Source organism: Streptomyces nigra, from assembly GCF_003074055.1.
Classification (GTDB): domain Bacteria; phylum Actinomycetota; class Actinomycetes; order Streptomycetales; family Streptomycetaceae; genus Streptomyces; species Streptomyces nigra.
Genome location: NZ_CP029043.1, coordinates 4,263,305 through 4,288,674 on the forward strand (window position 1 = coordinate 4,263,305; position 25,370 = coordinate 4,288,674).

The 25,370-nt window shown below is 71.8% G+C and carries 27 protein-coding genes; 12 read left to right on the forward strand and 15 right to left on the reverse strand.

Features of this window, described 5'->3' with window-relative positions:
* Positions 1-24 precede the first annotated feature (24 nt).
* Together DC008_RS19775 and DC008_RS19780 are read right to left on the reverse strand one after the other, a co-directional pair.
* Entirely contained in the window at positions 25-225 is a 201-nt protein-coding gene (locus DC008_RS19775) for a DUF397 domain-containing protein (RefSeq protein WP_108708112.1), read from the reverse strand.
* On the reverse strand, positions 222-1,055 hold the full coding sequence (locus DC008_RS19780) for a helix-turn-helix domain-containing protein (protein ID WP_108710778.1): 834 nt from the start codon (positions 1,053-1,055) through the stop codon (positions 222-224). The genes DC008_RS19775 and DC008_RS19780 overlap by 4 nt, the downstream gene beginning before the upstream one ends.
* A gap of 429 nt (positions 1,056-1,484) precedes the next feature.
* Between DC008_RS19780 and DC008_RS19785 the strand changes: the two genes are divergently transcribed.
* The gene (locus DC008_RS19785) at positions 1,485-2,402 is read left to right on the forward strand and encodes a helix-turn-helix domain-containing protein (protein WP_341867296.1); all 918 of its coding nucleotides are present in this window, start codon (positions 1,485-1,487) and stop codon (positions 2,400-2,402) included.
* A gap of 29 nt (positions 2,403-2,431) precedes the next feature.
* On the opposite strand, the gene DC008_RS19790 is transcribed toward DC008_RS19785, so the two are convergent.
* The gene (locus DC008_RS19790; protein WP_108708114.1) at positions 2,432-2,959 is read right to left on the reverse strand and encodes an SMI1/KNR4 family protein; all 528 of its coding nucleotides are present in this window, start codon (positions 2,957-2,959) and stop codon (positions 2,432-2,434) included.
* Between the two features lie 93 nt (positions 2,960-3,052).
* Here DC008_RS19790 and hemB point away from each other — a divergent pair, with 93 nt between their 5' ends.
* Positions 3,053-4,051 (forward strand): porphobilinogen synthase, encoded by a 999-nt coding sequence (hemB, locus tag DC008_RS19795; RefSeq protein ID WP_108708115.1) that lies wholly within the window; start codon positions 3,053-3,055, stop codon positions 4,049-4,051.
* 531 nt (positions 4,052-4,582) lie between these two features.
* Here the strand turns inward: hemB and DC008_RS19805 are convergent.
* Genes DC008_RS19805 through DC008_RS19815 form a run of 3 tightly spaced genes read right to left on the reverse strand, consistent with a single transcriptional unit; the run spans position 4,583 to position 7,068 of the window.
* Positions 4,583-5,398 (reverse strand): DUF4253 domain-containing protein, encoded by an 816-nt coding sequence (locus DC008_RS19805; RefSeq protein ID WP_108708117.1) that lies wholly within the window; start codon positions 5,396-5,398, stop codon positions 4,583-4,585.
* 48 nt (positions 5,399-5,446) lie between these two features.
* The gene (locus tag DC008_RS19810) at positions 5,447-6,304 is read right to left on the reverse strand and encodes a helix-turn-helix domain-containing protein (protein ID WP_108708118.1); all 858 of its coding nucleotides are present in this window, start codon (positions 6,302-6,304) and stop codon (positions 5,447-5,449) included.
* The gene (locus tag DC008_RS19815; protein ID WP_108708119.1) at positions 6,301-7,068 is read right to left on the reverse strand and encodes a peptidoglycan-binding protein; all 768 of its coding nucleotides are present in this window, start codon (positions 7,066-7,068) and stop codon (positions 6,301-6,303) included. Before DC008_RS19815 ends, DC008_RS19810 begins: the two co-directional genes overlap by 4 nt.
* Before the next feature lie 321 nt (positions 7,069-7,389).
* Here DC008_RS19815 and DC008_RS19820 point away from each other — a divergent pair, with 321 nt between their 5' ends.
* Positions 7,390-7,827 (forward strand): peptidoglycan-binding domain-containing protein, encoded by a 438-nt coding sequence (locus tag DC008_RS19820; RefSeq protein ID WP_108708120.1) that lies wholly within the window; start codon positions 7,390-7,392, stop codon positions 7,825-7,827.
* An 83-nt stretch (positions 7,828-7,910) separates the two neighbouring features.
* Here the strand turns inward: DC008_RS19820 and argS are convergent, their stop codons facing one another.
* A complete protein-coding gene (gene argS, locus DC008_RS19825) occupies positions 7,911-9,668 on the reverse strand; it encodes an arginine--tRNA ligase (RefSeq protein WP_108708121.1) in 1,758 nt (585 codons plus the stop codon).
* Between the two features lie 144 nt (positions 9,669-9,812).
* Between argS and lysS the strand changes: the two genes are divergently transcribed.
* Entirely contained in the window at positions 9,813-11,552 is a 1,740-nt protein-coding gene (gene lysS, locus DC008_RS19830; RefSeq protein ID WP_108710779.1) for a lysine--tRNA ligase, read from the forward strand.
* Between the two features lie 61 nt (positions 11,553-11,613).
* Here the strand turns inward: lysS and DC008_RS19835 are convergent, their stop codons facing one another.
* The 3 genes from DC008_RS19835 to DC008_RS19845 all read right to left on the reverse strand — a co-directional run bounded on the left by DC008_RS19835 (position 11,614) and on the right by DC008_RS19845 (position 14,959).
* Positions 11,614-12,939, reverse strand: coding sequence for a DUF2637 domain-containing protein (locus DC008_RS19835; RefSeq protein WP_108708122.1), 1,326 nt, complete (start codon positions 12,937-12,939; stop codon positions 11,614-11,616).
* A 167-nt stretch (positions 12,940-13,106) separates the two neighbouring features.
* On the reverse strand, positions 13,107-14,000 hold the full coding sequence (locus DC008_RS19840; RefSeq protein ID WP_235073464.1) for a DUF3558 domain-containing protein: 894 nt from the start codon (positions 13,998-14,000) through the stop codon (positions 13,107-13,109).
* Between the two features lie 137 nt (positions 14,001-14,137).
* Positions 14,138-14,959 carry a hypothetical protein gene (locus DC008_RS19845; protein ID WP_055622681.1) on the reverse strand — a complete coding sequence of 274 codons (822 nt, stop codon included), beginning with the start codon at positions 14,957-14,959 and terminating at the stop codon, positions 14,138-14,140.
* Between the two features lie 216 nt (positions 14,960-15,175).
* Here DC008_RS19845 and DC008_RS19850 point away from each other — a divergent pair, with 216 nt between their 5' ends.
* Positions 15,176-16,369 carry an RtcB family protein gene (locus DC008_RS19850; RefSeq protein ID WP_108708124.1) on the forward strand — a complete coding sequence of 398 codons (1,194 nt, stop codon included), beginning with the start codon at positions 15,176-15,178 and terminating at the stop codon, positions 16,367-16,369.
* Positions 16,370-16,390: 21 nt separating this feature from the next.
* On the opposite strand, the gene DC008_RS36270 is transcribed toward DC008_RS19850, so the two are convergent.
* Positions 16,391-16,516 carry a hypothetical protein gene (locus DC008_RS36270; protein WP_256959440.1) on the reverse strand — a complete coding sequence of 42 codons (126 nt, stop codon included), beginning with the start codon at positions 16,514-16,516 and terminating at the stop codon, positions 16,391-16,393.
* Positions 16,513-17,292 carry an SDR family NAD(P)-dependent oxidoreductase gene (locus tag DC008_RS19855; protein ID WP_108708125.1) on the reverse strand — a complete coding sequence of 260 codons (780 nt, stop codon included), beginning with the start codon at positions 17,290-17,292 and terminating at the stop codon, positions 16,513-16,515. The genes DC008_RS36270 and DC008_RS19855 overlap by 4 nt, the downstream gene beginning before the upstream one ends.
* 104 nt (positions 17,293-17,396) lie before the next feature.
* Between DC008_RS19855 and DC008_RS19860 the strand changes: the two genes are divergently transcribed.
* The gene (locus DC008_RS19860) at positions 17,397-17,831 is read left to right on the forward strand and encodes an ester cyclase (protein WP_108708126.1); all 435 of its coding nucleotides are present in this window, start codon (positions 17,397-17,399) and stop codon (positions 17,829-17,831) included.
* 19 nt (positions 17,832-17,850) lie between these two features.
* Here the strand turns inward: DC008_RS19860 and DC008_RS19865 are convergent, their stop codons facing one another.
* Both DC008_RS19865 and DC008_RS19870 read right to left on the reverse strand, forming a co-directional pair.
* Complete coding sequence (locus DC008_RS19865) at positions 17,851-18,186, reverse strand: YnfA family protein (protein ID WP_055622676.1); 336 nt, start codon at positions 18,184-18,186, stop codon at positions 17,851-17,853.
* A 29-nt stretch (positions 18,187-18,215) separates the two neighbouring features.
* Positions 18,216-18,626, reverse strand: a complete 411-nt coding sequence (locus DC008_RS19870) for a winged helix-turn-helix transcriptional regulator (RefSeq protein ID WP_108708127.1) — start codon at positions 18,624-18,626, stop codon at positions 18,216-18,218.
* A 128-nt stretch (positions 18,627-18,754) separates the two neighbouring features.
* Between DC008_RS19870 and DC008_RS19875 the strand changes: the two genes are divergently transcribed.
* On the forward strand, positions 18,755-19,645 hold the full coding sequence (locus DC008_RS19875; protein WP_108708128.1) for an NADP-dependent oxidoreductase: 891 nt from the start codon (positions 18,755-18,757) through the stop codon (positions 19,643-19,645).
* A gap of 40 nt (positions 19,646-19,685) precedes the next feature.
* On the opposite strand, the gene DC008_RS19880 is transcribed toward DC008_RS19875, so the two are convergent.
* Positions 19,686-20,498: a helix-turn-helix domain-containing protein gene (locus tag DC008_RS19880; RefSeq protein ID WP_108708129.1), complete on the reverse strand. Its 813-nt coding sequence runs from the start codon at positions 20,496-20,498 to the stop codon at positions 19,686-19,688.
* A gap of 87 nt (positions 20,499-20,585) precedes the next feature.
* Between DC008_RS19880 and DC008_RS19885 the strand changes: the two genes are divergently transcribed.
* The 5 genes from DC008_RS19885 (at position 20,586) to DC008_RS19905 (ending at position 25,302) form a co-directional block, all read left to right on the forward strand.
* Complete coding sequence (locus DC008_RS19885; RefSeq protein ID WP_108708130.1) at positions 20,586-21,194, forward strand: TIGR03086 family metal-binding protein; 609 nt, start codon at positions 20,586-20,588, stop codon at positions 21,192-21,194.
* A 117-nt stretch (positions 21,195-21,311) separates the two neighbouring features.
* Positions 21,312-22,406, forward strand: a complete 1,095-nt coding sequence (locus tag DC008_RS19890) for an LLM class flavin-dependent oxidoreductase (protein ID WP_108708131.1) — start codon at positions 21,312-21,314, stop codon at positions 22,404-22,406.
* Positions 22,403-23,002 (forward strand): FMN reductase, encoded by a 600-nt coding sequence (locus tag DC008_RS19895; RefSeq protein ID WP_108708132.1) that lies wholly within the window; start codon positions 22,403-22,405, stop codon positions 23,000-23,002. Before DC008_RS19890 ends, DC008_RS19895 begins: the two co-directional genes overlap by 4 nt.
* Positions 23,003-23,112: 110 nt before the next feature.
* Positions 23,113-23,841, forward strand: coding sequence for a response regulator transcription factor (locus DC008_RS19900; RefSeq protein ID WP_108708133.1), 729 nt, complete (start codon positions 23,113-23,115; stop codon positions 23,839-23,841).
* Entirely contained in the window at positions 23,842-25,302 is a 1,461-nt protein-coding gene (locus DC008_RS19905; protein WP_244221384.1) for a sensor histidine kinase, read from the forward strand.
* Positions 25,303-25,370 lie beyond the last annotated feature (68 nt).

Below are 25,370 nucleotides of genomic sequence, written 5' to 3' on the forward strand. Positions count from 1 at the left end.
TGCGGGCCGTTCGCGTTCCCTCCGTCAGCGCCGGGAGGCGGTGGCGTACGGCAGGAAGGCCGTCCAGGTGGTGGGGGTGAGGGCGAGGCGGGGGCCGTGGGGGTTCTTGGAGTCGCGGACGAGTATGTGGTCGGGGGTGGGGGCGACTTCGACGCAGTCGGGGCCCTCGTCCGTGCTGTAGCTGCTCTTCGTCCATGTGACGTCGGTGTAGGGCTTGAGGGTCATGTCTCTCCAAGCACGGTCTCGATGAGGGCCATCGACTCTCGTGGGCTGAGAGCCTGCGCCCGGATGGTCCCATAACGGATGTCGAGGAGCTGCACTTCCTTCGGCTCGGTGATCAGGCGGCTGATGTGCTGCACCTCCACGTGCCCGACGGTGGTGCCGTCCTTGAGTCTGAGAAGCCTGAACGAACCGGCGAGACCTGAGTTCTCCTCAAGGCTCAGCGGTAGTACCTGGAGGTCGACGTTGGGCAACTGGGCCACCTCCAGCAGCCGTTCAAGCTGTTCACGCATGACCATCCTGCCCCCGAGGGGCTTGCGGAGCGTCGCCTCGCACTGGACGAAGCTGAAGAGGGACCGAGCCGCCGTGTCACCGAGGATCTCCTGGCGCGCCACACGGGCCGACAGCCGTTGGTCGAGTTCGTCGGCGGTGAAGGGCGGTCGGCGCGCGCCGAACACGGCTCGGGCGTACGCCGTGGTCTGCAACAGCCCGTGCACGACCGAGTTGTTGTAGGCCCCCAACTCCACCGCCTCCCCCTCCAGCCGCTTCAGGTCCCGTACCTTCTTCGGGTACCGGACCTCCACCACGTCCTTCTTCATCGCGGCGATCCTCCCGCCCGCGCCCAGGGCCTGGTCCGCCGCGTCCAGGTACTCCGGCCGGGGAATGCGCCGGCCCCGCTCCACCGCGCCGACCAGGTCCTCGCCGTACCCGATGGCCGTCGCGAACTCCGCCTGGGTGAGCCCGGTCGCCTCCCGCCACAGCTTCAACTGCCGGGCGACCGTGCGCATCACGGCCCCGGCCTCCTCGTCGTCCAGCCCCGTCTCCCAGCCGCTCATGCCGTCGTCCCTCCCGCCGCACACCCCTTCCCCGGACCAACTCGGGGCGAGTACGCGGGGTCACCCCGGACGGCCCGTACAGAAGCCGGACAGATTTCCCGGACCGGAGCCTGGAAACACGTCGTGCGGCGATGCGCGGAGCGGGGCCGCGGGCGGTAAAAGACCAAAGAACCCAGGGAAAAAACCAACCAACCAAACCAAACCCGGCATCCGTCACTCGGGCGGGTGAATGTGGTCGGTCCGGCTGGTGCGGCGGCCCTTGGAGCGTGCAGGCTCAGCCCGAGGCGGTCGGGGCATATGCGCCGGACGAACGCCCTCATGAATCCACATATGCATCGGCCCCCGCCGGGACGGCAATCCCAGTGCGAGGGCCTGACCAACGAGGAAGAAGAGAGCTTCCCCATGGCTGAGATGAAGCCTAACGCTGCCGTGCGTCCGAATCAGGAGCTTCGGCGGAGCACCACCCACTCCGGTGTCACCCACGTACGCACGTACCAGTCCGGGCAGTACGTCGTCGTCGGCAATCACCTCGCCCAGCACCGTCAGCTCTCGCTGACCGCCATCGGGCTCGCGACCCACATCTTCTCGGTGCCCGAGGGCACGCCCGTCGACATCCGCAGTCTCACCGACCGCTTCCCCGAGGGGCGGGACCGGATCGCCTCCGCCCTGCGCGAGTTGGAGGAGCACGGCTATCTGCGCAGGGTCCGCGAGCACACCGAGTCCGGTCGCCTGGTCACCCGCACGTACGCGCACCACGCCCCGGCGACGGCGGCGGCCGTCACGCCGCTGCGCGTGGCGGAGTGCCCCCAGGTCCGTCGCCGTGCCGTCGAGCGTCAGCCGGAGGCACAACGGGACGTGCAGGCCGCTCCCGAGGAGGGCGACCAAGCCCCTCCCCGGCAGACGCCCCCGGTCGAAGCGCCACCCCTGGAGTCGAAGGCACCTCGTGACCCCCGGCACGACAGGGCTGCCGCCCTGCTGGCGGGTCTGCGCCGCGCGGACGACCGCCTGATCCTCTCCCGCCGGGATGTCGACCGGCTGACGCCGGCCGTCACCGCGTGGCTCGACAACGGGGTCTCGGCCGTCATGATCCAGCACGCGCTGACCGACAACCTCCCGACCGACCTGAGGAACCCGGCGAGGCTGATCGGCTACCGGCTCGACGCCCTGCTGCCGGTGGCGCTGCCGCCCCGTCCCGCGCCCCCGCCGGTGCTCGCGGACGGAAGAAGGGACCGTCCCCTGCCCTTGCAGAACTGCGACGGCTGCGAACGGGCCTTCCGCGCCCCCCATCCCGGGCGCTGCCGGGACTGCCGGTCCGTCGCCCTGTCCGCACCACCGCAGGTGGCGTGAGCGGGGTCAGCGGCGTGGCGTGAGCGGGGTCAGCGGCAGAGTGCCTCGATGTCCTCGGCGAAGGTCGGGAACTCGGCGCGGGCCTCGTCCACGACGACCTGGGCCGGGCGGCGGGACGTCGTGGCGTGGCGTTCGGCGAGGGCGGTCAGGGCCGCGTCGGGGCGTGGCTCCGCGACCCCGAACTGCACGGCCTCCATGGGGCCGTAGCCGTCGGCCAGCATCCACAGAAAGTCGGAGAGGTTGGCGGCGACCACGCCGACCTCGCCCTCCGAGCCCATGAAGACCACGGGCTGCTCGGCGAGGGGGCGGCCCGGGCGTATCAGCCAGAGGGCCGCGAGGCCGCCCGTGCCGTCCTGGCCGAACACCCGGTAGGCGTCGCCGTCGAGTTCGCCGTTCCCCGTCCACTGGCGCAGCCAGCCGGTGGTCTCCTCGGCCGGTTCGAAGGCGTCGTAGGGCTCGAGGTCGATGCCCTCGCCGTCGGCGTAGTCGATCTCCGTGCGCGCCAGCTCGGCCAGGGCAGGAGGGAATGTGCGGTCGTCCTGGGGCGTCTCGTCCACTCCCGCAATGTAGGCGCCGGCACTGACAACGGGGTCCTGTGGGCCGACTGCGCGTCGGCAAAGGCACGGGTGGGGCGGGCGTAGCGTAGAGGTATGACGACGTACGGATCCTTCCCCGGTACTCGGCCGCGGCGTCTGCGGACCACCCCCACCATGCGGCGCATGGTCGCCGAGACCCGGCTGCACCCCGCCGACCTCATCCTCCCGGCCTTCGTGCGGGAGGGCGTCAGTGAGCCGGTGCCGATCGAGGCCATGCCGGGGGTCGTCCAGCACACGCGGGACAGCCTGAAGAAGGCCGCCGCGGAGGCCGTGGCGGCCGGTGTCTCCGGGATCATGCTGTTCGGTGTGCCGGAGGAGAGCAAGAAGGATGCCGTCGGCACCGCGGGCACCGACCCGGACGGCATCCTCCAGGTCGCCCTGCGGGACGTGCGGGCCGAGGTCGGTGACGACCTGCTCGTCATGTCCGACCTGTGCCTGGACGAGACCACCGACCACGGGCACTGCGGTGTGCTGGACTCCGAGGGCCGCGTCGACAACGACGCGACGTTGGAGCGGTACGCCGAGATGGCGCAGGTCCAGGCCGACGCCGGCGCCCATGTCGTGGGCCCCAGCGGGATGATGGACGGGCAGATCGGCGTCATCCGCGACGCGCTCGACCAGATCGGCCGCGAGGACGTCGCGATCCTCGCCTACACCGTCAAGTACGCCTCCGCGTTCTACGGCCCCTTCCGGGAGGCCGTCGGCTCGTCCCTCAAGGGCGACCGCAAGACCTACCAGCAGGACCCGGCGAACGTCCGGGACGCCCTGCGGGAGTTGGCGCTCGACCTGGAGGAGGGCGCCGACATGGTGATGGTCAAGCCTGCCGGGCCCTACCTCGACATCCTGGCGCGGGTCGCGGACGAGGCGAACGTGCCGGTGGCCGCCTACCAGATCTCCGGCGAGTACTCGATGATCGAGGCCGCCGCCGAGAAGGGCTGGATCGACCGCGACCGGGCCATCCTGGAGTCGTTGACCGGTATCCGGCGCGCGGGCGCGCGGAACATCCTCACCTACTGGGCGACGGAGGTCGCGCAGAAGCTGGGCCGTCAGTAGCGGAGTCGTGCGGCGGCGGCCCGCTCTCGGCCGCCGCCTTCGACGGGCCCTCGTCGCGCAGGCCCTTGCCGTCCTCGCACGCGGTGAGCGCGAAAGCGGCGACCGCCACCAGCGAGGCGGCGATCAGCCGGGCGCGGAAGCGTGGGGGGTGTGCGGACATCGGCGGCCCTCCGTGAGTCTGGGCTGGGATCGTGCCCACACTGCTCGATCGGCGAGGGCGCTCGCTACCCCGTACGGGAAACCTGGGACGTCTGAGGTCAGCGCATTGCTCTGACCTGCTGGGATGTGGCGGGCCGGGACGCGATTGTGGGACGGCGGGACGGTGGCGTCCATATCGCGGAAAGTTCGTTGTAGAGGGCATAGGGATCACCGGGCTGCTCGGCCGACCCGACCGCCCCGCCCGTCGCCTCGGGATCAGTCGGCGGAGGAAGTTCAGGGCCTGGTGCACGAACGCCTCGTTGTACTGGAAGATGCCGGCGTCGGGGTAGACGGCGAGCTCTCTCAACGACCCTCAGCCCGGGGGGGCGGGGGTCAGTCCCACCAGAAGTGCCAGGCCGGTCGGCCCAGCACGCGGGTCTCGGCGTAGGCGCGGACGCTCGGGTCGCCGCTCTGCAGGATGTTGTCCGGGCAGAACGCGAAGTGCTCGGCGGCGACGGCCTCCGCCTCGGCCAGGGTGAGCGGCGGAGCCGCGACCGAGACCAGCAGATGGTCGAAGCCGAGCGCCACCACGCGTATGCCGAAGCGGTCCTCCCAGGAGCGGAGCACCGCGCACAGCCGCGCGGTGTCGCCCTCGTGGTTCACCGGGCCCGACCAGCCGATCGCCGCCGGGATGTCCGCGCTGCGGCGGGCCGGGACGAGGGCCAGACGGGGGTCCTCCAGCAGGCCGCCGCTCTCCACCAGGTCGTCCACGATGCCCATCGCCACCGCGTCCGGGTCGTCCGGCGCGTCCGGGGCCGGGTCGGCGGCCGCGGTGGCGTCGGTCAGGCCGGGCCACTCCCGGCCGGTCTCCCCGGCCGCGTACTCCTCCCAGAGGTCGGCCAGCACCTCGTCCGCGTCATGGTCCCCCGGGTACGACATCGCGTCGGGCGCCAGCTCCCAGTGCTGCGGGCCGCCCGGCCCGCCGCCCGCGTCGACGACGACCGGCAGCAGCCCGGCGGAGCGCCGGGCCGGGGCCAGCGCGGCCCAGTCGCCGGGCGCGGCCTGCGCGTCCGCCAGCCACAGCAACGGCTCGTGCCACGGGCCCTGGTGGGTGGTGTCGACGAGCCGCCCGGGCGGGAGCCGGAGACCGAGTCCGGCACCGGTGGGGTCGCCCGTGAGCTTCGGCAGCGGGTTGGGAAGAGTCGCCATGCCGGTGACTGTAGGGGGCGGCACTGACAATGCCCTGGGTGCCGGGGCTCAGCGTGCGACGCGGCTGTCGAAGCACTCCTCGCCGCCGCCCGCCGCCGGGTCGAAGCAGGCCCGGACGACGCTGCCCGGGCCGGCCGCGGTCATCGGCGTGTAGACGTACGAGTCCGCGTCGACGCCGTCCTCGATCCGCACGCTGCGCACCCGCCCGTCCGCCGCCCCGCGATGCCGGGCCGCCGACATCTCCAGCCGGTCCCCGATCCGTGTCCCCCACATCCGCGCCCAACTCGTCCCGCACTCATGGCTGTAGCGCAGCTCCAGCCAGGCGCCCGTCGCCGTCCGGTACGCGGCGAGGGTCTGCGGAGAGCCGGCGCACTTCATGTGCATCGGGCTCTTGCCCTCGCACACCGCGCCCTGGCAGCGCGGCCCGGTCGTGGACGGCGCCGGTGCGGCCCCCGGCCCACCGTCCCGGCCCGGCAGCAGCAGGGCCACCGCGGCGACGGTCCCGAGGACCACGGCGGACACGGCGGCGAGTACGGCGGCCAGGGTCGCCCGGCGGTGCGCGGAGTTCTGCTCCACCGGGGTTCGCTCCTCGGTGGGCCCGGGCGCGGGTTCCGGTGGTGGGGCGGGCTCCGCGCGTTCGGCCGCGCGGCCGCTTCCCTCCGACTCGGCGATCTCCCACAGCGCCAGACAGCGCCCCTCCGGCTCCCCGGCGAGACGGCACAGCTCCCGTACCGCCTCGCGAGGCGGAAGCGTCCGGCCGTTGAGGTACCGGTCCCAGGACGACTTGCTGAACGTGGTCTTGGCGGCCAGACCGGCCAGGCTCAGCCCGGTCCGGTCCTTGAACTCCCGTAGCGCGGACGCCAGCCGGGCCCGTTCCGGTGACGGCGATGGTGACGGCGTCGTCATCCCCGTAGCGCCTTCCAGGTGTGCGGACCGACGATGCCGTCCACCACGAGACCGTCCCGCCGCTGAAGGTCCTCGACCGCTCGCTGCGTCACCGGACCGAAGAGCCCGTCGACGGCGCCCGGCGCGAGACCGGCCCGGCGCAGCAGGCACTGGGCCTCGGCGACGTCCGGCCCCGCGTGGCCCTGGGCCAGGATGGCGTCCCGGGTACGGCTGAGGCCCGCGTACCAGCGGCCGTCGAAGCGTTCGAGGCGGCAGGTGTAGAGCGGTGCCGTGGGCGAGGCGGACGCCGACGACGGCACGTCGGTCGCCACGAGCGTCGCGGGCGGCCCGTCCTGCTCGCCGCCGCTCAGCCGGACGGCGAGGAGCACGGTCGTGGAGAGCGCCAGCACGAGCGCCACGGCCCCCGCGATCAGGGCGACCCGCGCCGAACGCCCGGGCGGGGGCGGGCCATCGGGGGCGTCCTGCGCCACGGGCGGTTCCGGTGGACCGGCGCGTCCCCTGCGCCACGCCTCCGCCGCCACCTCGTGCAGCGCGAGCAGCCGCGTCGGATCCTCGCCCACCGCCGCCGCCAGCGCCGCGACGGCCTCCCGGGGCGGCAGCGAACGGCCCCCGAGATACCGCTCCCAGGACTTCTGGCTGTACCCCGTCCGCGCCGCCAGCTGCCGCAGACTCAGCCCGCTGTGGTCCTTCAGCCGGCGCGTGCACACCACGAACCGGCGTACCCGCGGATCCAGTTCCGCGGACAGCGCTGCCCAACGCGACATGTTCCCCCCATTCGCGTTCACGGTGTGGGCCCGCGGTCCGTGGTCAGTGGCCCCCGGCGCCCCCGGCGCATTGTGCATCAGCGACCACGGTCCGCAACGGAAGCCGGTTCCGGCAGCCGTGGCGATTCGGCCACCGCCCGGCCGCGGGCGTCCCGCCGTGACGTCCCGCGGGACCGCGTTCGCGCAGGTCGGCGGGTGGGACGTCCCACGGCGACGTCACTTCGGCGGAGACCGTGGCACCCGGTCCCGGGCAGCCCCCAGGCTCGTATCGCCAGCCAGGCGGCACCCGCCGCCGGCCGACCGAGATCGAGAGGGACACGTATGCGACCGAATGTCTGGACCAGGACCCTCGTCAGCGTCACCGCCGTCGTCGGCCTCGCCGCCGGCAGCCTCGCGACCGCCGGGACGAGCTTCGCTGCGCCGGACACCCAGCCGGCGGTGAGCTCCGAGGTGAGCGTCCTCGCGGTGAACAACCTCGGACTGACCTCGGCCGAGGCGAAGAAGGTCCAGAGCTGGCTCAAGGAGTACTGGGGCTACACGGGGGCGATCGACGGGCAGCTCGGCACCAACAGCTGGAAGGCGTTCCAGCGCTGCCTCAAGGAGTACTGGGGCTACACCGGCTCGATCGACGGCGTCGTCGGGCCGAACACCATCAAGGCGCTGCAGCGTCTGCTCAGGAACTACGGCTACACCGGCGCCATCGACGGGATCGCCGGGTCCGGGACCAAGGCGGCGTTCAAGCGGTTCGCCAACGCCTGACGGCAGCCCGGCACTTCACGCACGCGGCCCGTCCTCTTCCGTGTCGGAGAGGACGGGCCGTGTGCCGTGTGCGCGGGCCGGGCTCAGAGGCGCTCGGGCGTCCGGATGCCCAGCAGGGCCATGCCCCGGTGCAGGGTGCGGGCCGTCAGGTCGCACAGGAACAGGCGGTTCTCCACCTGCTCCGACGTCTCGGCCTTGAGGACCGGGCACTTGTCGTAGAACGTCGTGTACAGCGACGCCAGTTGGTACAGGTACGCGGCCACCTTGTGCGGGGCGTACTCCGCCGCCGCCTCGAAGACCGTGTCCCCGAACGCGTCCAGGTGCAGGCCCAGCGCCCGCTCCGCCGGGTGCAGCTCCAGCTCGGGGTGCGCGGCGGGCCGGACGTCACCGGCCTTGCGCAGGATCGACTGGATCCGGGCGTAGGCGTACTGGAGGTAGACGGACGTGTCGCCGTTCAGCGACACCATCTGGTCCAGGTCGAACTTGTAGTCGCGGTTGGGGGACGTCGACAGGTCGGCGTACTTCACCGCGCCGATGCCCACCTGCGCGGCCCGCTCCTGGATCTCGTCCTCGGTGAGGTCCTGCGCCTTCTCCCGGACGACCTCTGCGGCCCGCTGCACCGCCTCGTCCAGCAGGTCCTCGAGCCGTACGGTCTCGCCCTCACGCGTCTTGAAGGGCTTGCCGTCCGCGCCGAGCACGGTGCCGTAGCCCATGTTGTGCGCGGTGACGTCGTCGCCCAGCCAGCCCGCCCGGCGGGCCGTCTCGAAGACCATCTTGAAGTGGAGCGACTGACGCACGTCGACGACGTACAGCAGCGTGGTCGCGTGCAGGTCCTGGACCCGGTTGCGGATCGCCGTCAGGTCGGAGGCCGCGTAGCCGAAGCCGCCGTCCGCCTTCTGCACGATCAGCGGGACCGGCTGGTCGTCCTTGCCCCGGATGTCGTCGAAGAACACGACGAGCGCGCCCTCGGAGCGGACCGCGACGCCCATCTCCTCCAGGAGGCGGGCCGTCTCGGGCATGCCGTCGTTGTACGCGGACTCGCCGACGATCTCCTCGTCGCGGATCTCCATGTCCAGCTTCTCGAAGACCGAGTAGAAGTAGACCTTCGACTCGTCGACGAACTGCTGCCAGAGCTCCAGGGTCTCCTTGTCGCCGGACTGCAGGGCGACGACCCGCTTGCGCGCCCGCTCCTTGAAGTCGTCGTCGGCGTCGAAGAGCGCCCGCGAGGCCTTGTAGACGCGGTTCAGGTTCGACATGGCCTCCTGGCCGTCGACCTCCGACGGCGGGGCCAGCTCGCCCGGGTGCTCCATCAGGTACTGGATGAGCATGCCGAACTGCGTGCCCCAGTCGCCGATGTGGTGCCGGCCGATCGTCTTCTCGCCGGTGAAGTCGAGCATGCCGCGCAGGGCGTCGCCGATCACGGCGGAGCGCAGATGGCCGACGTGCATCTCCTTGGCCACGTTCGGCTGGGCGTAGTCGATGACCGTGATGCCGGGCTCGGCCTTGGGCGCCACGCCGAGCCGGTCGCCGTCGGCGTACCGCGCGGCCAGGTTCTCGGTGATGGCGCGGTCCGCGAGCGTGATGTTGAGGAAGCCGGGGCCGGAGACCTCGACCTCCTTGATCACGTCACCGGTGGTGAGGCCCGCGACGACCTGGGTGGCCAGCTCTCTCGGGTTCGACCTGGCCTTCTTGGCGAGCGCGAGGATGCCGTTCGCCTGGTAGTCCGCCCGGTCGCTGCGTCGGAGCAGCGGGTCGACGTCGGTCGCCTCCGGCAGGGTGGCCGAGAGGGCGGACGTGAGCTGCTGCTCGACAGAAGCGCTGAGGGGCGTGACCGAGGCCATGGGATGGGGTGCCGTTCTCCTCGTCGGACGGATAGACCCAGCCAGTATCCCATGCGTGGTAAAGCCGTTTTCTCGAGCACGATGCCGTCTGGGAGAATGACGTGTCGGCCGTGGACCGTGCGGCTGTTCTGGAGAAAGAAGGACGTGCCGATCGTGGCTCAGAGCACCGAGACCACCGACTGGGTCTCCCGTTTCGCGGATGAGGTCATCGAGGAGTCGGAGCGTCGGGCCCCGGGCAAACCGGTCGTCGTCGCGTCCGGCCTCTCCCCCTCGGGCCCCATCCACCTGGGCAACCTCCGCGAGGTCATGACCCCGCACCTGGTCGCCGACGAGATCCGCCGCCGCGGGTACCAGGTGCGCCATCTGATCTCCTGGGACGACTACGACCGCTACCGCAAGGTGCCGGCCGGTGTCCCCGGCGTGGACGAGTCGTGGGCCGCGCACATCGGCAAGCCGCTGACGTCCGTGCCCGCCCCGAAGGGCTCCTCGCACTCGAACTGGGCGGAGCACTTCAAGGCGGCGATGGTCGAGTCGCTCGCCGAGCTGGGCGTCGAGTTCGACGGCATCAGCCAGACGACGCAGTACACCTCGGGCGTCTACCGCGAGCAGATCCTGCACGCCATGAAGCACCGCGGTGACATCGACGCGATCCTCGCCCAGTACCGCACCAAGAAGGCACCGGCGAAGAAGCAGCAGAAGCCCCTCGACGAGGCCGAGCTGGAGGCCGCCGAGGGCTCCGGCGCCGCCGCCGAGGACGACGGCAGCTCCGGCTCCGCCGGGTACTTCCCCTACAAGCCGTACTGCGGCAACTGCGAGAAGGACCTCACCACCGTCACCTCGTACGACGACGACACCACCGAGCTGTCGTACACGTGCGACGCGTGCGGCTTCGCGGAGACCGTGCGGCTCGAGGAGTTCAACCGCGGCAAGCTGGTCTGGAAGGTCGACTGGCCCATGCGCTGGGCCTACGAGGGCGTGATCTTCGAGCCGAGCGGTGTCGACCACTCCTCGCCGGGCTCGTCGTTCCAGGTCGGCGGGCAGATCGTCGGCATCTTCGGCGGCAAGCAGCCCATCGGCCCCATGTACGCGTTCGTCGGCATCTCCGGCATGGCCAAGATGTCGTCCTCCAAGGGCGGGGTGCCCACCCCGGCCGACGCGCTGAAGATCATGGAGCCGCAGCTGCTGCGCTGGCTGTACGCCCGCCGCCGGCCCAACCAGTCCTTCAAGATCGCCTTCGACCAGGAGATCCAGCGGCTCTACGACGAGTGGGACAAGCTCGACGCCAAGGTCGCCGACGGCACCGCGCTGCCCGCCGACGTGGCCGCGCACTCCCGTGCCGTGGGCACCGCCGCCGGTGAGCTGCCGCGCACGCCGCGCCCGCTGCCGTACCGGACGCTCGCGTCCGTCGCGGACATCACCGCCGGGCACCAGGACCAGGCGCTGCGCATCCTCTCCGAGCTCGACCCGGAGAACCCGCTGTCCGACCTGGACGAGGCCCGTCCGCGCTACGACAAGGCCGAGGCCTGGATCAACACGCACGTACCCGCCGACCAGCGGACCATCGTGCGCGAGGAGCCCGACGCCGAGCTGCTGAAGTCCCTCGACGAGGCGTCCCAGCAGTCGCTGCGGCTGCTGCTCGACGGGCTCGCCGAGCACTGGTCGCTCGACGGTCTGACCCACCTCGTGTACGGCGTGCCCAAGGTGCAGGCCGGCTTCTCCGCGGACGCCACGCCCAAGGAGCTGCCGCCGGAGATCAAGACGGCCCAGCGGTCGTTCTTCGCCCTGCTCTACCACCTGCTGGTGGGCCGGGACACCGGGCCGCGGCTGCCCACGCTGCTGCTGGCGGTGGGTCAGGAGCGGGTGCGGCACCTGCTCGGCGCCTGACCGGACCAACGGAAGAGGGGCCCTCGATCCCGAGGGCCCCTCTTTTGATGTCCTTGTGCGGTCAGGCGATGTGCTCGTCCGTCAGCTCCGCGTTGAGCCGGTTGGAGAACCGGTTCATCATGCGCTTGACCTCGGCCTCGTCCAGCCGCACGCCGTACGTGGCCTCGACGTCGGCGATGAAGCCGCGCGGCGTCGGCGCGCCGTTCCCGCCCTTGATCGACTCACGGAAGACCTGGTAGTAGTCCTCCTCCGACGGCTCCCGGGCCGGTGTGCCGCCGCCCTCGCCGAGCTGCCGGGTACGGGCCGACGTCACCGGGATCGGAAACGTGCCGGTGTCCTCCGGGGAGGGCTCCTGAAGCGGGGGCTCCTCCTCGTACTGGTCCCGGTACTGGTCGGCCTGCTGCTGCTCCGCGTACCAGTCCTCCAGGTGTCCCTGGGGGTCGTACTGGGCGTCGTAGCCGCCGTGGTACTCGACCTGCCGGGGCGTGTTGAACCAGTCCTGCACGTACTCCGGCTCGGGGTCCGGCTCCGGCGGACCCGCCGGGCGCGGGTACCGCTCGTCCACGGGGCCCGCCTGCCGGGGGATCGGGACGGCCACCGCGGCACGGCCGGAACCGGCGCCGTCCAGGGCCGCCGGGCCCGCCGGCGCGGACACCGCGTCCCGGGTCTGCTGCGGCGCCGGGGGCAGCAGCGCCGGCTCGATGCCCGCCGCCGCGAGGCCCGCCGGGGCGGTGTCCGCCAGCGGGACGCCGTAGCGCGCGAGACGCAGCGGCATCAGCGACTCCACCGGGGCCTTGCGGCGCCAGGCCCGGCCGAACCGCGAGCGCAGCCGCGCCTGGTAGACCAGCCGCTCCTGCTCCAGCTTGATGACCTGCTCGTAGGAGCGCAGCTCCCACAGCTTCATCCGGCGCCACAGCAGGAAGGTCGGCAGGGGCGAGAGCAGCCACCGGGTGAGGCGGACGCCCTCCATGTGCTTGTCGGCGGTGATGTCGGCTATTCGGCCGATCGCGTGCCGCGCCGCCTCGACCGACACCACGAACAGGATCGGGATGACGCCGTGCATGCCGACGCCCAGCGGGTCCGGCCAGGCCGCCGCGCCGTTGAAGGCGATCGTGGCGGCCGTCAGCAGCCAGGCCGTCTGGCGCAGCAGCGGGAAGGGGATGCGGATCCACGTCAGCAGCAGATCCAGGGCCAGCAGGACGCAGATGCCCGCGTCGATGCCGATCGGGAACACATAGCTGAAGTTCCCGAAGCCCTTCTGGATGGCCAGCTCGCGGACGGCCGCGTACGAACCGGCGAAGCCGATACCGGCGATGATGACGGCGCCGAAGACGACCACGCCGATGAGAACGCGGTGCATCCGAGTCAGCTGCGGTGGCCCGGCCACTCGTACTCCCCTCCCCATGGCTGTTGTTGCGCGCAACAGAGTGGCACATCCGGAAGGCGCCCGTGCCCCCGGACCGGCACGAGCCCGGTCCCCCAGGGGAACCGGGCCCGGTCAACCTCCCCCGCTGAGCTGCGCGTTGTGACGCAGCGGTGGGCGGGGTGTGACAGTCAGCTCTTCTTCGACGCTGACGGGGAAGGGGAGCGCGACGCGTCCTTGGACGGCTCGGCCGAGGGAGACTTCGACGCCGGCTTCGAAGGGGCGCTGCTCGGCGTGCCCGCGTCGCCGCCCGCGCCGTTGGCCTTCGCGACCGCCGCGACGGCCTCCTCGAGCGCCTTCTGCGCCAGCTTGTTCAGCTTGTCGCCGTCCGGGGTCTTCTCACCGGCCAGGCCGGCGCCGTTGTAGTCGACGGTGACCACGACGTTCTCGGTGCGTGCCACGACCGTCTCCTGCTTGAAGGACCCCTCCTTCTTCTTCAGGTCGTAGCGCACCGCCGTCGCCTCGTCGCCGACGCCCTGCACGGGCTGCGACTTCGTGTTCTTCGCGCCGGTCACCGAGCGGGCGTCCTGCGCCTGCGTGCGGTAGTACTCCTGCGCCAGCTTGTCACCGGCGCCGCGCGCGGCGTCCGACTCGAAGCGCAGCAGGGAGACGTTGAGCCAGCGGAACTGCGAGCCCTTCACACCGTTGTTGTCGAGGCTGCTCCAGGAGCAGGAGCCGCGCGTCGAGGTGTCGTCGGACGAGCCCTTCTTGCCGGACTTCGCCTTCGGCACCAGGTCGTCCAGCGTCTTCTCCGACAGCACCTTGCACGCCTCGGGAAGCGACTTGTACACGGCGGCCTGCACGGTCGGCGAGGCGCTCGCGGACTTCGACGCCGAGGACGTCGCCCCGTCGCCGTCGCCGCCCTTGGACGCCTTGTCGCCGGAACCGGAGTCCGACGAGCAGCCCGCGGCGATCAGCATCACGGGGACGGCGGCGGCGCAGACAAGGGCCCGGCGCAGACCCCTCGCCCGCTGCTCGCGCTGGTCACGCCGGTCAATCTGATCTCGCATCGCTGCTCGCTGCATGGTTCCTTCACTCATGACTGCCACTCGGAGTTTCTGCGGTCGGATCGGGTCCGAGGGGCCACGGTACGCGGTGAAGAAGCTGTGTGGTCTCGTTTCGATCACGTCGCGGCGAGGGGCGAAGGGGTGCGCGGGAGGCGCTAGTCACCCAGTGCGTCGGCCAGTTGCGCGGCCAGTTTCTGGGCCCTGTCCTGCATTTCCTCGCTGTCGGGCACCGCGCCGACGGTCATCGGCTGCTCCTCGTACTCGACGGTCACGATCACGTTGGACGTGCGGAACGCCACAGTCACCTTGCGCTGCTGGGCGGTCGATCCGGACGTGTTGAGCGCGTCGTCGAGGAACGCCTCGTCCCCGAGGTCCTCCAGGACGCGCGGCTGGAGTTCGGGCGGGGTGCCGCCGGACGCCGAGGTCGAGGGGGACGAGGACCCGGAGGGCGTCGAGGAGGGGGAGCCGGACGGTGAGGCCGAGGAGGAACCGGTCACATCGGGGCTCGGCGTGACGGTGCTCACCGGCTCGGGCAGGTCGGCGGCGTCCCGCTGCTTCGCGAACAGCCGCTCCGCCTCGCTGTCGTCGCTGGTCGCGGTGTCGTAGGCCACCACGCGCTCGAAGTTGACGAAGAGGTGGTCGGTGGCCTCGGCGGACTCGACCTTCCAGCGACAGCCGACCTTGCGGTCCGTGTCGAAGGTGAGGGTCGGGGTGCCCTCGTACGCCTTCTCGCGGCGCTTCTGGTCCGTCATCTCCCTGATGCCGGGCAGCAGCTCGTCGAGGGTCTCCTCGCCGACCGTGCCGCAGGGCTCCGGCAGATTCCGGTACCGGCCGGGCTCGGCGACGGCGCTGGCCGTGCCGGAGTCACCGGGGTTGGAGTCGTCGGTGGCGCCGCCCTCGCCGGACCCGCCGGTGCAGCCGGCCAGCAGCACCGCGAGGAGCGCGGCGACGCCGGATACGTACGCCTTCCGCTGCACGGTCAGGCTCCTCTCGACGGTGCGGTGTGGCCGGTGTGTTCGCCGGTCCCTCAGTGTCCGCGCTGGTTAATCGCTTGCCGCGTGGGGGCGCCCCCTGCAGACAATGTGTATCGCACGCATCGCTGTGAACGCCGGTCCGCTGTCCTTTTTCGCCGACCTTGGCGCCAGTTTTGCTATTTCAGACTTGTATGTGTTTTGCGGGGGATTGGGGAAGAGATGTCGTACGTAGAGATGCCGGGTGCGAAGGTTCCCATCCGGATGTGGACCGACCCGGCGACGGTCGAGGAGTCCGCGCTCCAGCAGCTGCGGAACGTCGCGACCCTGCCGTGGATCAAGGGCCTGGCCGTGATGCCGGACGTGCACTACGGCAAGGGCGCGACGGTCGGGTCCGTCATCGCGATGCACGGGGCCGTGTGCCCCGCCGCGGTGGGCGTGGACATCGGCTGCGGGATGTCGGCGGTCAAGACGTCTCTCACGGCCAACGACCTGCCGGGGGACCTGTCGCGGCTCCGGTCGAAGATCGAGCAGGCCATCCCGGTGGGCCGGGGCATGCACGACAGCCCCGTCGACCCGGCGCGGCTGCACGGCTTCGGCACGGCCGGGTGGGACGCCTTCTGGGGCCGTTTCGGCGGGATCGCCGACGCGGTGAAGTTCCGTGAGGAGCGGGCCACCAAGCAGATGGGCACGCTCGGCTCGGGCAACCACTTCATCGAGCTGTGCACCGACACCGAGGGAGCGGTGTGGCTGATGCTGCACTCCGGCTCGCGGAACATCGGCAAGGAACTCGCCGAGTTCCACATCGGCGTCGCCCAGAAGCTCCCGCACAACCAGGGCCTGGTCGACCGCGACCTCGCCGTCTTCATCGCGGACACCCCGCAGATGGCGGCGTACCGCAACGACCTGTTCTGGGCGCAGGAGTACGCCAAGTACAACCGCACGATCATGATGGCCCTGTTCAAGGACGTCGTCCGCAAGGAGTTCAAGAAGGCCAAGCCGGTCTTCGAGCCCGAGATCAGCGCCCACCACAACTATGTGGCCGAGGAGCGCTACGACGGTATGGACCTGCTCGTGACCCGCAAGGGCGCGATCCGGGCCGGCTCCGGCGACTACGGCATCATCCCCGGCTCCATGGGGACGGGCTCGTACATCGTGAAGGGCCTCGGGAACCCGCTGTCCTTCAACTCCGCCTCGCACGGGGCCGGTCGGCGCATGAGCCGTACCGCCGCGAAGAAGCGGTTCTCGACGAAGGACCTGGAGGAGCAGACACGAGGCGTGGAGTGCCGCAAGGACTCCGGTGTCGTGGACGAGATCCCGGGCGCCTACAAGCCCATCGAGCAGGTCATCGACCAGCAGCGGGACCTGGTGCAGGTCGTCGCGAAGCTGAAGCAGGTCGTCTGCGTCAAGGGCTGACCGGCCCGCCGCGCACCCGGGCTACTTCGGTGCGTGGGTCACCGCGTAGATCATGACGAACGCCACGATGTGGATGCCGAAGAGGAAGTAGGCGAGCCACCACCACATCTGGCGTTCGTTGTGCGGGTCCTTGCCCGCGGGGCTCACGGGGCCTCCCTGTGCACCTTGGTGTTGGACGCCTGGGCCCGGGGGCGGACGACCAGCAGGTCGATGTTCACGTGGCTCGGGCGGGTGACCGCCCAGGTGATCGTGTCGGCGACGTCGTCGGCGGTCAGCGGCTCGGCCACGCCCTCGTAGACCTTCGCGGCCTTCTCGGCGTCGCCGCCGAAGCGGGTCAGCGCGAACTCCTCGGTCCGCACCATGCCGGGGGCCACCTCGATCACCCGCACCGGCTTGCCGACGATCTCCAGGCGCAGGGTCTCCGCCAGGACGTGCGCGCCGTGCTTGGCCGCGACGTATCCGGCGCCGCCCTCGTAGGCGGCGTGTCCGGCGGTGGAGGAGACGACCACCACGGTGCCGTCGCCGCTCGCCTCCAGCCTGGGCAGCAGCGCCTGCGTGAGATTCAGGGTGCCGATGACGTTCGTCTCGTACATCGTGCGCCAGTCGTCCGGGTCGCCGGTGGCCACCGGGTCGGCGCCGAGGGCCCCGCCCGCGTTGTTGACGAGGACGCCGACCGTGCGGAACGCCGTCGCGAACTCGTCCACGGCCGCGCGGTCCGTGACGTCCAGCTGGTAGGCGGTGGCGGAGTGGCCGGCCGCGGTGATCTCCTCGGCCAGCGCCTCGATCCGGTCCTTGCGGCGGGCGGTGAGGACCACGCGGTAGCCGGCGGCGGCCAGTTGCCGTGCCGTGGCGGCTCCGATCCCGCTGCTCGCACCGGTCACGACGGCGATGCGGGAGGCGGCGGACGGTGCGGCGCTCGGCATGGGTGCTCCTGGTGCGGGGTCGGGTTCACGGGCTGCACGGCCAGGATAGGCGGGCCGTGCGGTGGGACAATGGGATGGGTGATCCCCAGGGCAGGAGGTGGATCATGGGACAGGCACGTGAGGCCATGGACCGGCTGACCGCGGCGATCACCACCGCGGACTCCGCCGCCATCGCCGAGGTCTACGCGAAGGACGCGGTCGCCGTGACACCGGACGGCGGGGAGCTGCACGGCCGTGACGACATCACCGCCTACTGGCGGCAGATGAGCCAGGCGGTACCCGACGGCAGCTACGAGTCCGTGCACGCCTACGAGGTCGGTGACACCGCCATCGACGAGGGCGTCTTCCACGGCCACAACACCGGGCCGATCCAGTTGGCGACGGGCGAGACGCTGCCCGCGACCCAGAAGGAGATCAGGATCCGCGGCGTGGACTTCGCCAAGGTCGACGACGAAGGGCGGATCGTCGACTACCGGCTCTACTTCGACGAGATGGAGTTCCTGGGGCAGCTGGGGCTGCTGCCGGACGAGCCGTCCTGAGCCCCGCCGGTGCCGCGGATCAGTTGCCCCGCGGCACGTACATGATGATCGCCATGCCGGCGAGGCAGACCAGCGCGCCCGTGACGTCCCACCGGTCCGGGCGGTAGCCGTCCGCAACCATCCCCCAGGCCAGCGATCCGGCCACGAAGACTCCGCCGTAGGCGGCGAGGATACGGCCGAAGTTCGCGTCGGGCTGGAGCGTGGCGACGAAGCCGTAGGCGCCGAGGGCCAGTACGCCCGCGCCGATCCACAGCAGGCCGCGGTTTTCGCGCACGCCCTGCCAGACCAGCCAGGCGCCGCCGATCTCGAACAGGGCGGCGACGACGAAGAGGGCGGCGGAACGCAGGATGAGCATGGCCCTCAGCCTGGCATGCCGCTGAGACGCTACGGGGCCTCGGGACCCTCTGCGTCGTAGCGTTCGCGGGCCCGGTGCACCTCGTCGAAGTGGGTCTCGGCCCAGTGCTTCACGGCCGTCAGCAGCTGGGCGAGGTTCTGCCCCAGCGCGGTCAGCTCGTAGTCGACGCGCACCGGGACGGACGGGGTGACGGTGCGGGTGAGCAGGCCGTCGCGTTCGAGCGAGCGCAGGGTCTGGGTGAGCATCTTGGGGCTGACGCCGGCGATCTTGCGGCCCAGGTCGCTGTAGCGCAGCGGGCCGGGGGCGAGGGCGGAGACGACGAGGCTGACCCACTTGTCGCTGATGCGGTCCAGGAGCTGGTTGGTGGGACAGCTCCTGAGGAAGGCGTCGTACTCGACGCGGGCCTGCTCGCGCCGCTGGGCCGCCGTCCTGGTCGCCATGACTCACCTCCGGGATATGTACGCACTCTCAGGTAACTACTTACTGCTGGATAGTAACTCTTCCTAGGGTTGTGAGCGCGGGGCGGGAGAACGTCCCCGTCGACGCTGACGAAACCAAGGAGAACGCTGTGCGTGCTGTCGTGGTGGACTCGTTCGGTGGGCCGGAGGCCGTGGAGGTCGTGGAGACCGCGGTACCGGAGCCCGGTGCGAGGGAGATACGGATCAAGGTGGCGGCGGCCGCGCTGAACCCGGTGGACGCGGGGGTGCGCTCCGGTGTCTTCGGAGGCGCGGGGAAGCGGATCGGACTGGGCTGGGATGTCGCCGGCACGGTGGACGCGGTGGGCGTCGCCACCTCGTGGAGTGTGGGCGACGCGGTGGTCGCGCTCGACCACGGGATGGTCAAGCCGCTGGGCACCCACGCCGAGTACGTGGTGGTGGACGCGACCGCCGCCGCGACGGCGCCGGTGACCGTGGACGTGGTGCACGCGGCGGCACTGCCGCTGAACGCGCTGACCGCCGCCCAGGCGCTGGACCGGCTGGAACTCGCCCCGGGACGGTCGCTGCTGGTGACGGGGGCCGCGGGGGCGGTCGGCGGGTACGCCGTCCAGCTCGCCGCGCTTCAGGGCATCGCCGTCACGGCACTGGCCCGCGAGACGGATGAGGAGTTCGTACGGTCGCTGGGGGCGGCCGGTTTCACGGCCGCCGACCCCGGAGCCAGGAACTTCGACGCCGTGCTGGACGCCGCCGTCCTGGGCGAACCGGCGCTGGAGTGGGTGCGGGACGGGGGCGCCTACCTCGGCGTCATCCCGCACACGGAGCCCGCGCCGGTGCGCGGGGTGCGGACCGGGGCGGTCGAGGTGAGCGCCGACGGCGCGCGGCTGGCCGAGCTGGTCCGGCTGGTGGACGAAGGCGTGCTGACCCTCCGGGTGGCCGAGACCTACGCCCTGGACGACGCGGCGAAGGCGCACGCCCGGCTGGACGAGGGCGGCGTCCGCGGCCGGCTCGTGCTCGTTCCGTAGTCCTGGTGGTCCGCGGCCGGCTCGTGCTGGTCCCGTGGCACTACCGGCTGTCGGCGCGGGCGTAGGCGGTGGGTGACACGCCGATCGTCGAGGTGAAGTCACGGACCAGGTGGGCCTGGTCGGCGTAGCCGAGTTCCTGGGCGAGGGCGGCCCAGTCGACGTCGGTGCCGGCGCGTTCGAGGGCGTCGTGGATGCGGTACCGCAGGATGCACCACTTGGGGCTGACGCCCACGTACGAGGAGAAGAGGCGTTGCAGGGCGCGCACCGACAGTCCCTCGTCCCGCGCGAGGCCGGCGACGCGGCGGATCGTGCGGTCGGCGCGGATCCGGGCGACCAGGTCGACGGCGAGGTCCGCCTGGGGGTCTGGTTCGTGGGGGAGGGCGAGGAGGAAGGAGTCGAGGGCGGCCACCCGGGCGTCGTCGCCGGCCGGACTCACGATCGTGCGGGCGGTGTCCGCGGTGGCGGCGGGGAAGACCTCCGCCGCGTCGAGCGCGCGGCCCGTCCAGCGGGACACCGGCGCGTCGGGGGCGTGGGGGCGGAAGCCGCCGGGCCGGAACTTCACCCCGCAGACCCGGCCCCGGCCGGTGAGCTTGCGGGTGTAGAGGCCGAGCGCGACGCCGGTGAGCTCGGCGTAGGGGCCGCCCTCGTCCTCGTCCCACTGGAAGGTCAGATTGACGGACGGGTGCGGGACGATGTGGGAGGCGTACGGCTCGGGCAGGTCCCAGTCGATCAGCCAGTACCACTCGACATACCGGCGCAGCGGCTCGGCGGGCGCGTGACGCCGGAACCGGACGCGGCGGAGCAGCCCGGACGGGTCGACGATCCCGCGGGTGTCCTGGCGGGGTGCCTCCATGGGCGGATCGTACGTCGCGTTCCTCGTCGCGTTCGTTGTCGCGTTTGTTCAAGAGGGGCGGCCCCCGGTGTCCCTACGGTCGGGGGCATGGACGCATACAGGGTGGAGACGTACGGCATCGGGGAGCTGCTGGACCGCGCGTGCGAGCGGGCGGTGCCGGTGGTGCGGGGTGTGCCCGACGGGGCGCTGGGCGCGCGGACGCCGTGTGCCGAGTACGACGTGAAGGCGCTGGTCAACCATCTCTTCCAGGTGGTGGTGCAGTTCCAGCGGCTGGCCGTGCGGGAGGGGGCCGACTTCGGGGAGACCCCGGATCTGGTCGGCTCGGATCCCGCGTGGCGGGAGCGGCTTGCGGACGAGGCCCGCCGGGTGGTGGCGGCGTGGTCGGCGCCGGGGGTGGAGGACGGGACGACGGGGGCGATGGGGATGCCCGCGCGGCTGGTCGGCGCGATGGTGCTGCTGGATCTCACCGTGCACGTGTGGGATCTGGCGCGGGCGACGGGCCAGGAGTTCCCGGGGTGCGACGAGGCGGTTCTGGCGGAGCTGGCGGGGGCGGTGGAGACGCTGGAGCCGACGGCGCGGGCGATGGGGGCGTTCGGGGAGCCGGTGCCGGCGCCCGAGGGGGCGACCGCGTTCGAGCTGCTGCTCGCGCGGACGGGCCGGGATCCGCGCTGGGATGCTCGACCGGCTCCGCGCTGAGATCCACGCTGGGACCCGCGCCGGATCCGTACTGGGATCCGCGGTGGGAATAGCCCATGGGGGGTCACCGTTCTCCGGGTATAGTTGAACCATAAACAACCTGGAGGGTGAGCGACCATGCAGTTCGGGATCTTCAGCGTCGGCGACGTCACGCCGGACCCCACGACCGGCCGCACGCCGACCGAGCGCGACCGCATCAAGGCCATGGTCGCCATCGCCCTGAAGGCGGAGGAGGTCGGCCTGGACGTCTTCGCGACCGGCGAGCACCACAACCCGCCGTTCGTGCCGTCCTCGCCGACCACCATGCTCGGCTACATCGCGGCCCGCACCGAGCGGCTCGTCCTGTCGACCTCGACCACGCTCATCACCACGAACGACCCGGTGAAGATCGCCGAGGACTTCGCGATGCTCCAGCACCTGGCCGACGGCCGGATGGACCTCATGATGGGCCGCGGCAACACCGGCCCGGTCTACCCCTGGTTCGGCAAGGACATCCGCCAGGGCATCAACCTCGCCATCGAGAACTACGCCCTGCTGCACCGCCTGTGGCGCGAGGACGTCGTGAACTGGGAAGGCAAGTTCCGCACCCCGCTGCAGGGCTTCACCTCCACGCCCCGGCCGCTGGACGGCGTACCGCCGTTCGTCTGGCACGGCTCCATCCGCTCCCCGGAGATCGCCGAGCAGGCCGCGTACTACGGCGACGGCTTCTTCCACAACAACATCTTCTGGCCCGCCGACCACACCAAGCGGATGGTCGAGCTGTACCGCACCCGGTACGCGCACTACGGGCACGGGACCCCCGAGCAGGCGATCGTCGGGCTGGGCGGGCAGGTGTTCATGCGGAAGAACTCGCAGGACGCCGTGCGCGAGTTCCGCCCGTACTTCGACAACGCGCCGGTGTACGGCCACGGGCCCTCGCTGGAGGACTTCGCCGAGCAGACGCCGCTGACCGTCGGCTCCCCGCAGCAGGTGATCGAGAAGACGCTCGCCTTCCGGGACTACGCCGGCGACTACCAGCGCCAGCTGTTCCTGATGGACCACGCCGGGCTGCCGCTGAAGACCGTCCTGGAGCAGCTCGACCTGCTCGGCGAGGAGGTCGTCCCGGTGCTGCGCAAGGAGTTCGCCGCCCGGCGCCCGGCCGGGGTGCCGGACGCCCCGACCCACGCCTCGCTGCTGGCCCGCAGGGACGCCGAGGAGGTGACCGTCGCATGAGGCTCGTCGTCGTGTCCGCGGGACTGAGCGTCCCCTCCTCCACCCGGCTGCTCGCCGACCGGCTGGCCGCCGCGACGGGACGCCAGGCGGACGTGGACGTCGGGGTCGTCGAGCTGCGCGAACTCGCCGTGGAGATCGCGCAGAACCTGACCAACGGCTTCCCCGGGCGCCGGCTGGCCGCCGCGATCGACGCGGTGACCTCGGCGGACGGCCTGATCGTCGTCACGCCGGTGTTCTCCGCGTCGTACAGCGGGCTGTTCAAGTCGTTCTTCGACGTCATCGACAAGGACGCGCTCACCGGGATGCCGGTGCTGATCGCCGCGACCGGCGGCACCGCCCGGCACTCCCTCGTCCTGGACCACGCGCTGCGCCCGCTCTTCGCCCACCTGCGGGCCGTCGTCGTCCCCACCGGGGTGTACGCGGCCTCCGAGGACTGGGGCGCCGAGGGCCTGGACGGACGGATCGAACGGGCGGCCGGCGAGCTGGCCGCGCTGATGCGGGGGCTGTCGGCGACGCGGCGGCCCGCGCCGGACGCCTTCACGGTGGTGCCGTTCGCCGAACAGCTGGCGGCGGTGACGGAGGGGTCCGCCGACTGACGGCGACAGCGGGATCACAGGAGAAAGGCGAGCGTGAGATCCCGGTAAGAAGGGTGAGCGTATGCGGCCCCTCACAGCCCGACCGCCCGGGGCCTTGGCACTATGAAGGCGTGGCCCACACTGTGCTCCTCGCCGAAGACGACCGCGCCATCCGCAACGCGCTGGAGCGTGCCCTGACCCTGGAGGGCTATCGGGTCACCGCGGTCGCCGACGGTGTCGAGGCGCTCGCCCAGGCCCACCGCACCCCTCCGGACGTGCTCGTCCTCGACGTGATGATGCCCGGCATCGACGGCCTCCAGGTCTGCCGGGTGCTGCGCGCCGAGGGCGACAACACCCCGATCCTCATGCTCACGGCGCTCGTGGAGACCCAGGACCGCATCGCGGGACTGGACGCGGGCGCCGACGACTACGTCGTCAAGCCGTTCGACGTCGAGGAGGTCTTCGCCCGGCTGCGCGCCCTGCTGCGCCGCACCGGCGACACGAACGGCGCCCCCGCCCCCGCCGAAGCGCCCCGGCAGACCCCCGCCGGTGCCTCCGGGCGGCTCATCGAGGCCGCCGGGCTGCGGATGGACCCGCAGGCGCGGCGCGCCTGGCGCGGCGAGCGCGAGCTGGAGCTGACCCGCACCGAGTTCGAGCTGCTGGAGCTGCTCGTACGCAACGCCGGGATCGTCCTCGACCACGCCACCATCTACGACAAGATCTGGGGCTACGACTTCGGCCCCGGCTCCAAGAACCTCGCCGTCTACGTCGGCTATCTGCGCCGCAAGCTCGACGCGCCCGGCGCCCCGCAGCTCATCCACACGGTGCGCGGCGTGGGCTATGTGCTGCGGGAGGACTGAGTGGCCGGCCGCGTCCGCCGCCGGCTCGCCCGGCTGCTGACCGGACCCCGGCGCACCGGACTGCTCTCGCTGCGCGGCACCTTCGCGGTGTCCTTCGCCGCCGTCACCGCCGTCGTCACCCTGCTGGTCGGCCTGCTCTCCTACACCGCGGCCGCCCGTCTGGTGCGGGTGGACCAGGAGAGCGTGTTCGACGAGGTCGTGCAGGACCTGCGGGGCGAGGTGCGGCAGCGGCCGATGACGCCGGACGACTTCTCCTCCTCCGCGCCCGGCCACGACCTGGTCCGGCCCGCCCGCACCGATGTGCAGGTGCTGGGGCCGGACGGCGCCGTCGTCGACCCCGGCAGCCCCGGGCTGCCGGTCGAGGCCGCCGACCGGCGGGTCGCGGCCGAGCGGACCGCCGGGCGGATGATCCAGCACCGGGACGTAGACGTCGGCGACGACGTCTACCGCGTCGCCACGGTCGCGCTCGGCGGCGGCCGGGGCGCCGTGCAGATCGCCCAGGAGTTCAGCGACACCGAGGACCTGCTGCGGGCCCTCCAGCAGCGGACGCTGCTGCTGATGTCGGCCATCGTCGTCCTCGCCGGGCTGTTCGGCTGGTGGCTGGCACGGCGCATCACCCGGCGGCTCGTCGTCCTCACCGACGCCGCCGAGGACGTCGCCCGTACCCGCCGGCTCGGTATCGAGGTCCCGGTCACCGGGTACGACGAGGTCGGCCGGCTGGGCCGCGCCTTCGACCGGATGCTGGGCCGGCTCGCTCAGTCGGAGGAGGACCAGCGGCGGCTCGTGCAGGACGCGGGGCACGAGCTGCGGACCCCGCTCACCTCCCTGCGCACCAACATCTCGCTGCTGCGCCGCATCGACGAGCTGCCGCCCGACGCCCGCGACGAGTTGGTCGCCGACCTGGGTCAGGAGGCGCGGGAGCTGACCGACCTGGTCAACGAGCTGGTCGACCTCGCCGCCGGGCAGTCCGACACCGAGCCGGCCCAGCGGGTGGACCTCGCCGAGATCGCCGAGGACGTGGCCGTGCTCGCCCGGCGGCGCACCGGCCGGCGGATCGTGGTCCGCGCCTGCGGCGACACCAGCCTCACCGGGCGGCCGGGGATGCTCCAGCGGGCCCTGACCAACCTCGTGGAGAACGCCGCGAAGTTCGACCGCGACGGCACCGCGCCCATCGAGATCGGCGTCGCCGGGCCCGCCCGCCCCGGCACGGTCCGCGTCGAGGTCCTCGACCGGGGCCCGGGCATCGCCGACGACGACCTGATGCGTGTCTTCGACCGCTTCTACCGCGCCCCCGACGCCCGTTCCCTGCCGGGCTCGGGCCTGGGCCTGTCGATCGTCCGCGAGGTGGCCCTCGCCCACGGCGGAGCCCCGTTCGCGTTCCACCGCGAGGGCGGCGGCACGGCGATCGGCTTCACGGCGGGACGGCCGGGGGAGACGGGGGCGGTTCGGGAGAGGGCGTGACGCGTCACGCGGACGGCTCCTGCGGGGCACCGCACGGCGGATGAAAGGGCGAGGTCCGAAGACCTCGC

Excerpts from the sequence above, each read along its gene's own strand:
- DC008_RS19775 (WP_108708112.1), bottom strand. The coding sequence starts at position 225 with ATGACCCTCAAGCCCTACACCGACGTCACATGGACGAAGAGCAGCTAC.
- DC008_RS19780 (WP_108710778.1), bottom strand. The coding sequence starts at position 1,055 with ATGAGCGGCTGGGAGACGGGGCTGGACGACGAGGAGGCCGGGGCCGTG.
- hemB (WP_108708115.1), top strand. The coding sequence starts at position 3,053 with ATGACGACGTACGGATCCTTCCCCGGTACTCGGCCGCGGCGTCTGCGG.
- DC008_RS19805 (WP_108708117.1), bottom strand. The coding sequence starts at position 5,398 with ATGGCGACTCTTCCCAACCCGCTGCCGAAGCTCACGGGCGACCCCACC.
- DC008_RS19810 (WP_108708118.1), bottom strand. The coding sequence starts at position 6,304 with ATGACGACGCCGTCACCATCGCCGTCACCGGAACGGGCCCGGCTGGCG.
- DC008_RS19815 (WP_108708119.1), bottom strand. The coding sequence starts at position 7,068 with ATGTCGCGTTGGGCAGCGCTGTCCGCGGAACTGGATCCGCGGGTACGC.
- DC008_RS19820 (WP_108708120.1), top strand. The coding sequence starts at position 7,390 with ATGCGACCGAATGTCTGGACCAGGACCCTCGTCAGCGTCACCGCCGTC.
- argS (WP_108708121.1), bottom strand. The coding sequence starts at position 9,668 with ATGGCCTCGGTCACGCCCCTCAGCGCTTCTGTCGAGCAGCAGCTCACG.
- DC008_RS19840 (WP_235073464.1), bottom strand. The coding sequence starts at position 14,000 with ATGCAGCGAGCAGCGATGCGAGATCAGATTGACCGGCGTGACCAGCGC.
- DC008_RS19850 (WP_108708124.1), top strand. The coding sequence starts at position 15,176 with ATGTCGTACGTAGAGATGCCGGGTGCGAAGGTTCCCATCCGGATGTGG.
- DC008_RS19855 (WP_108708125.1), bottom strand. The coding sequence starts at position 17,292 with ATGCCGAGCGCCGCACCGTCCGCCGCCTCCCGCATCGCCGTCGTGACC.
- DC008_RS19860 (WP_108708126.1), top strand. The coding sequence starts at position 17,397 with ATGGGACAGGCACGTGAGGCCATGGACCGGCTGACCGCGGCGATCACC.
- DC008_RS19865 (WP_055622676.1), bottom strand. The coding sequence starts at position 18,186 with ATGCTCATCCTGCGTTCCGCCGCCCTCTTCGTCGTCGCCGCCCTGTTC.
- DC008_RS19870 (WP_108708127.1), bottom strand. The coding sequence starts at position 18,626 with ATGGCGACCAGGACGGCGGCCCAGCGGCGCGAGCAGGCCCGCGTCGAG.
- DC008_RS19880 (WP_108708129.1), bottom strand. The coding sequence starts at position 20,498 with ATGGAGGCACCCCGCCAGGACACCCGCGGGATCGTCGACCCGTCCGGG.
- DC008_RS19885 (WP_108708130.1), top strand. The coding sequence starts at position 20,586 with ATGGACGCATACAGGGTGGAGACGTACGGCATCGGGGAGCTGCTGGAC.
- DC008_RS19890 (WP_108708131.1), top strand. The coding sequence starts at position 21,312 with ATGCAGTTCGGGATCTTCAGCGTCGGCGACGTCACGCCGGACCCCACG.
- DC008_RS19895 (WP_108708132.1), top strand. The coding sequence starts at position 22,403 with ATGAGGCTCGTCGTCGTGTCCGCGGGACTGAGCGTCCCCTCCTCCACC.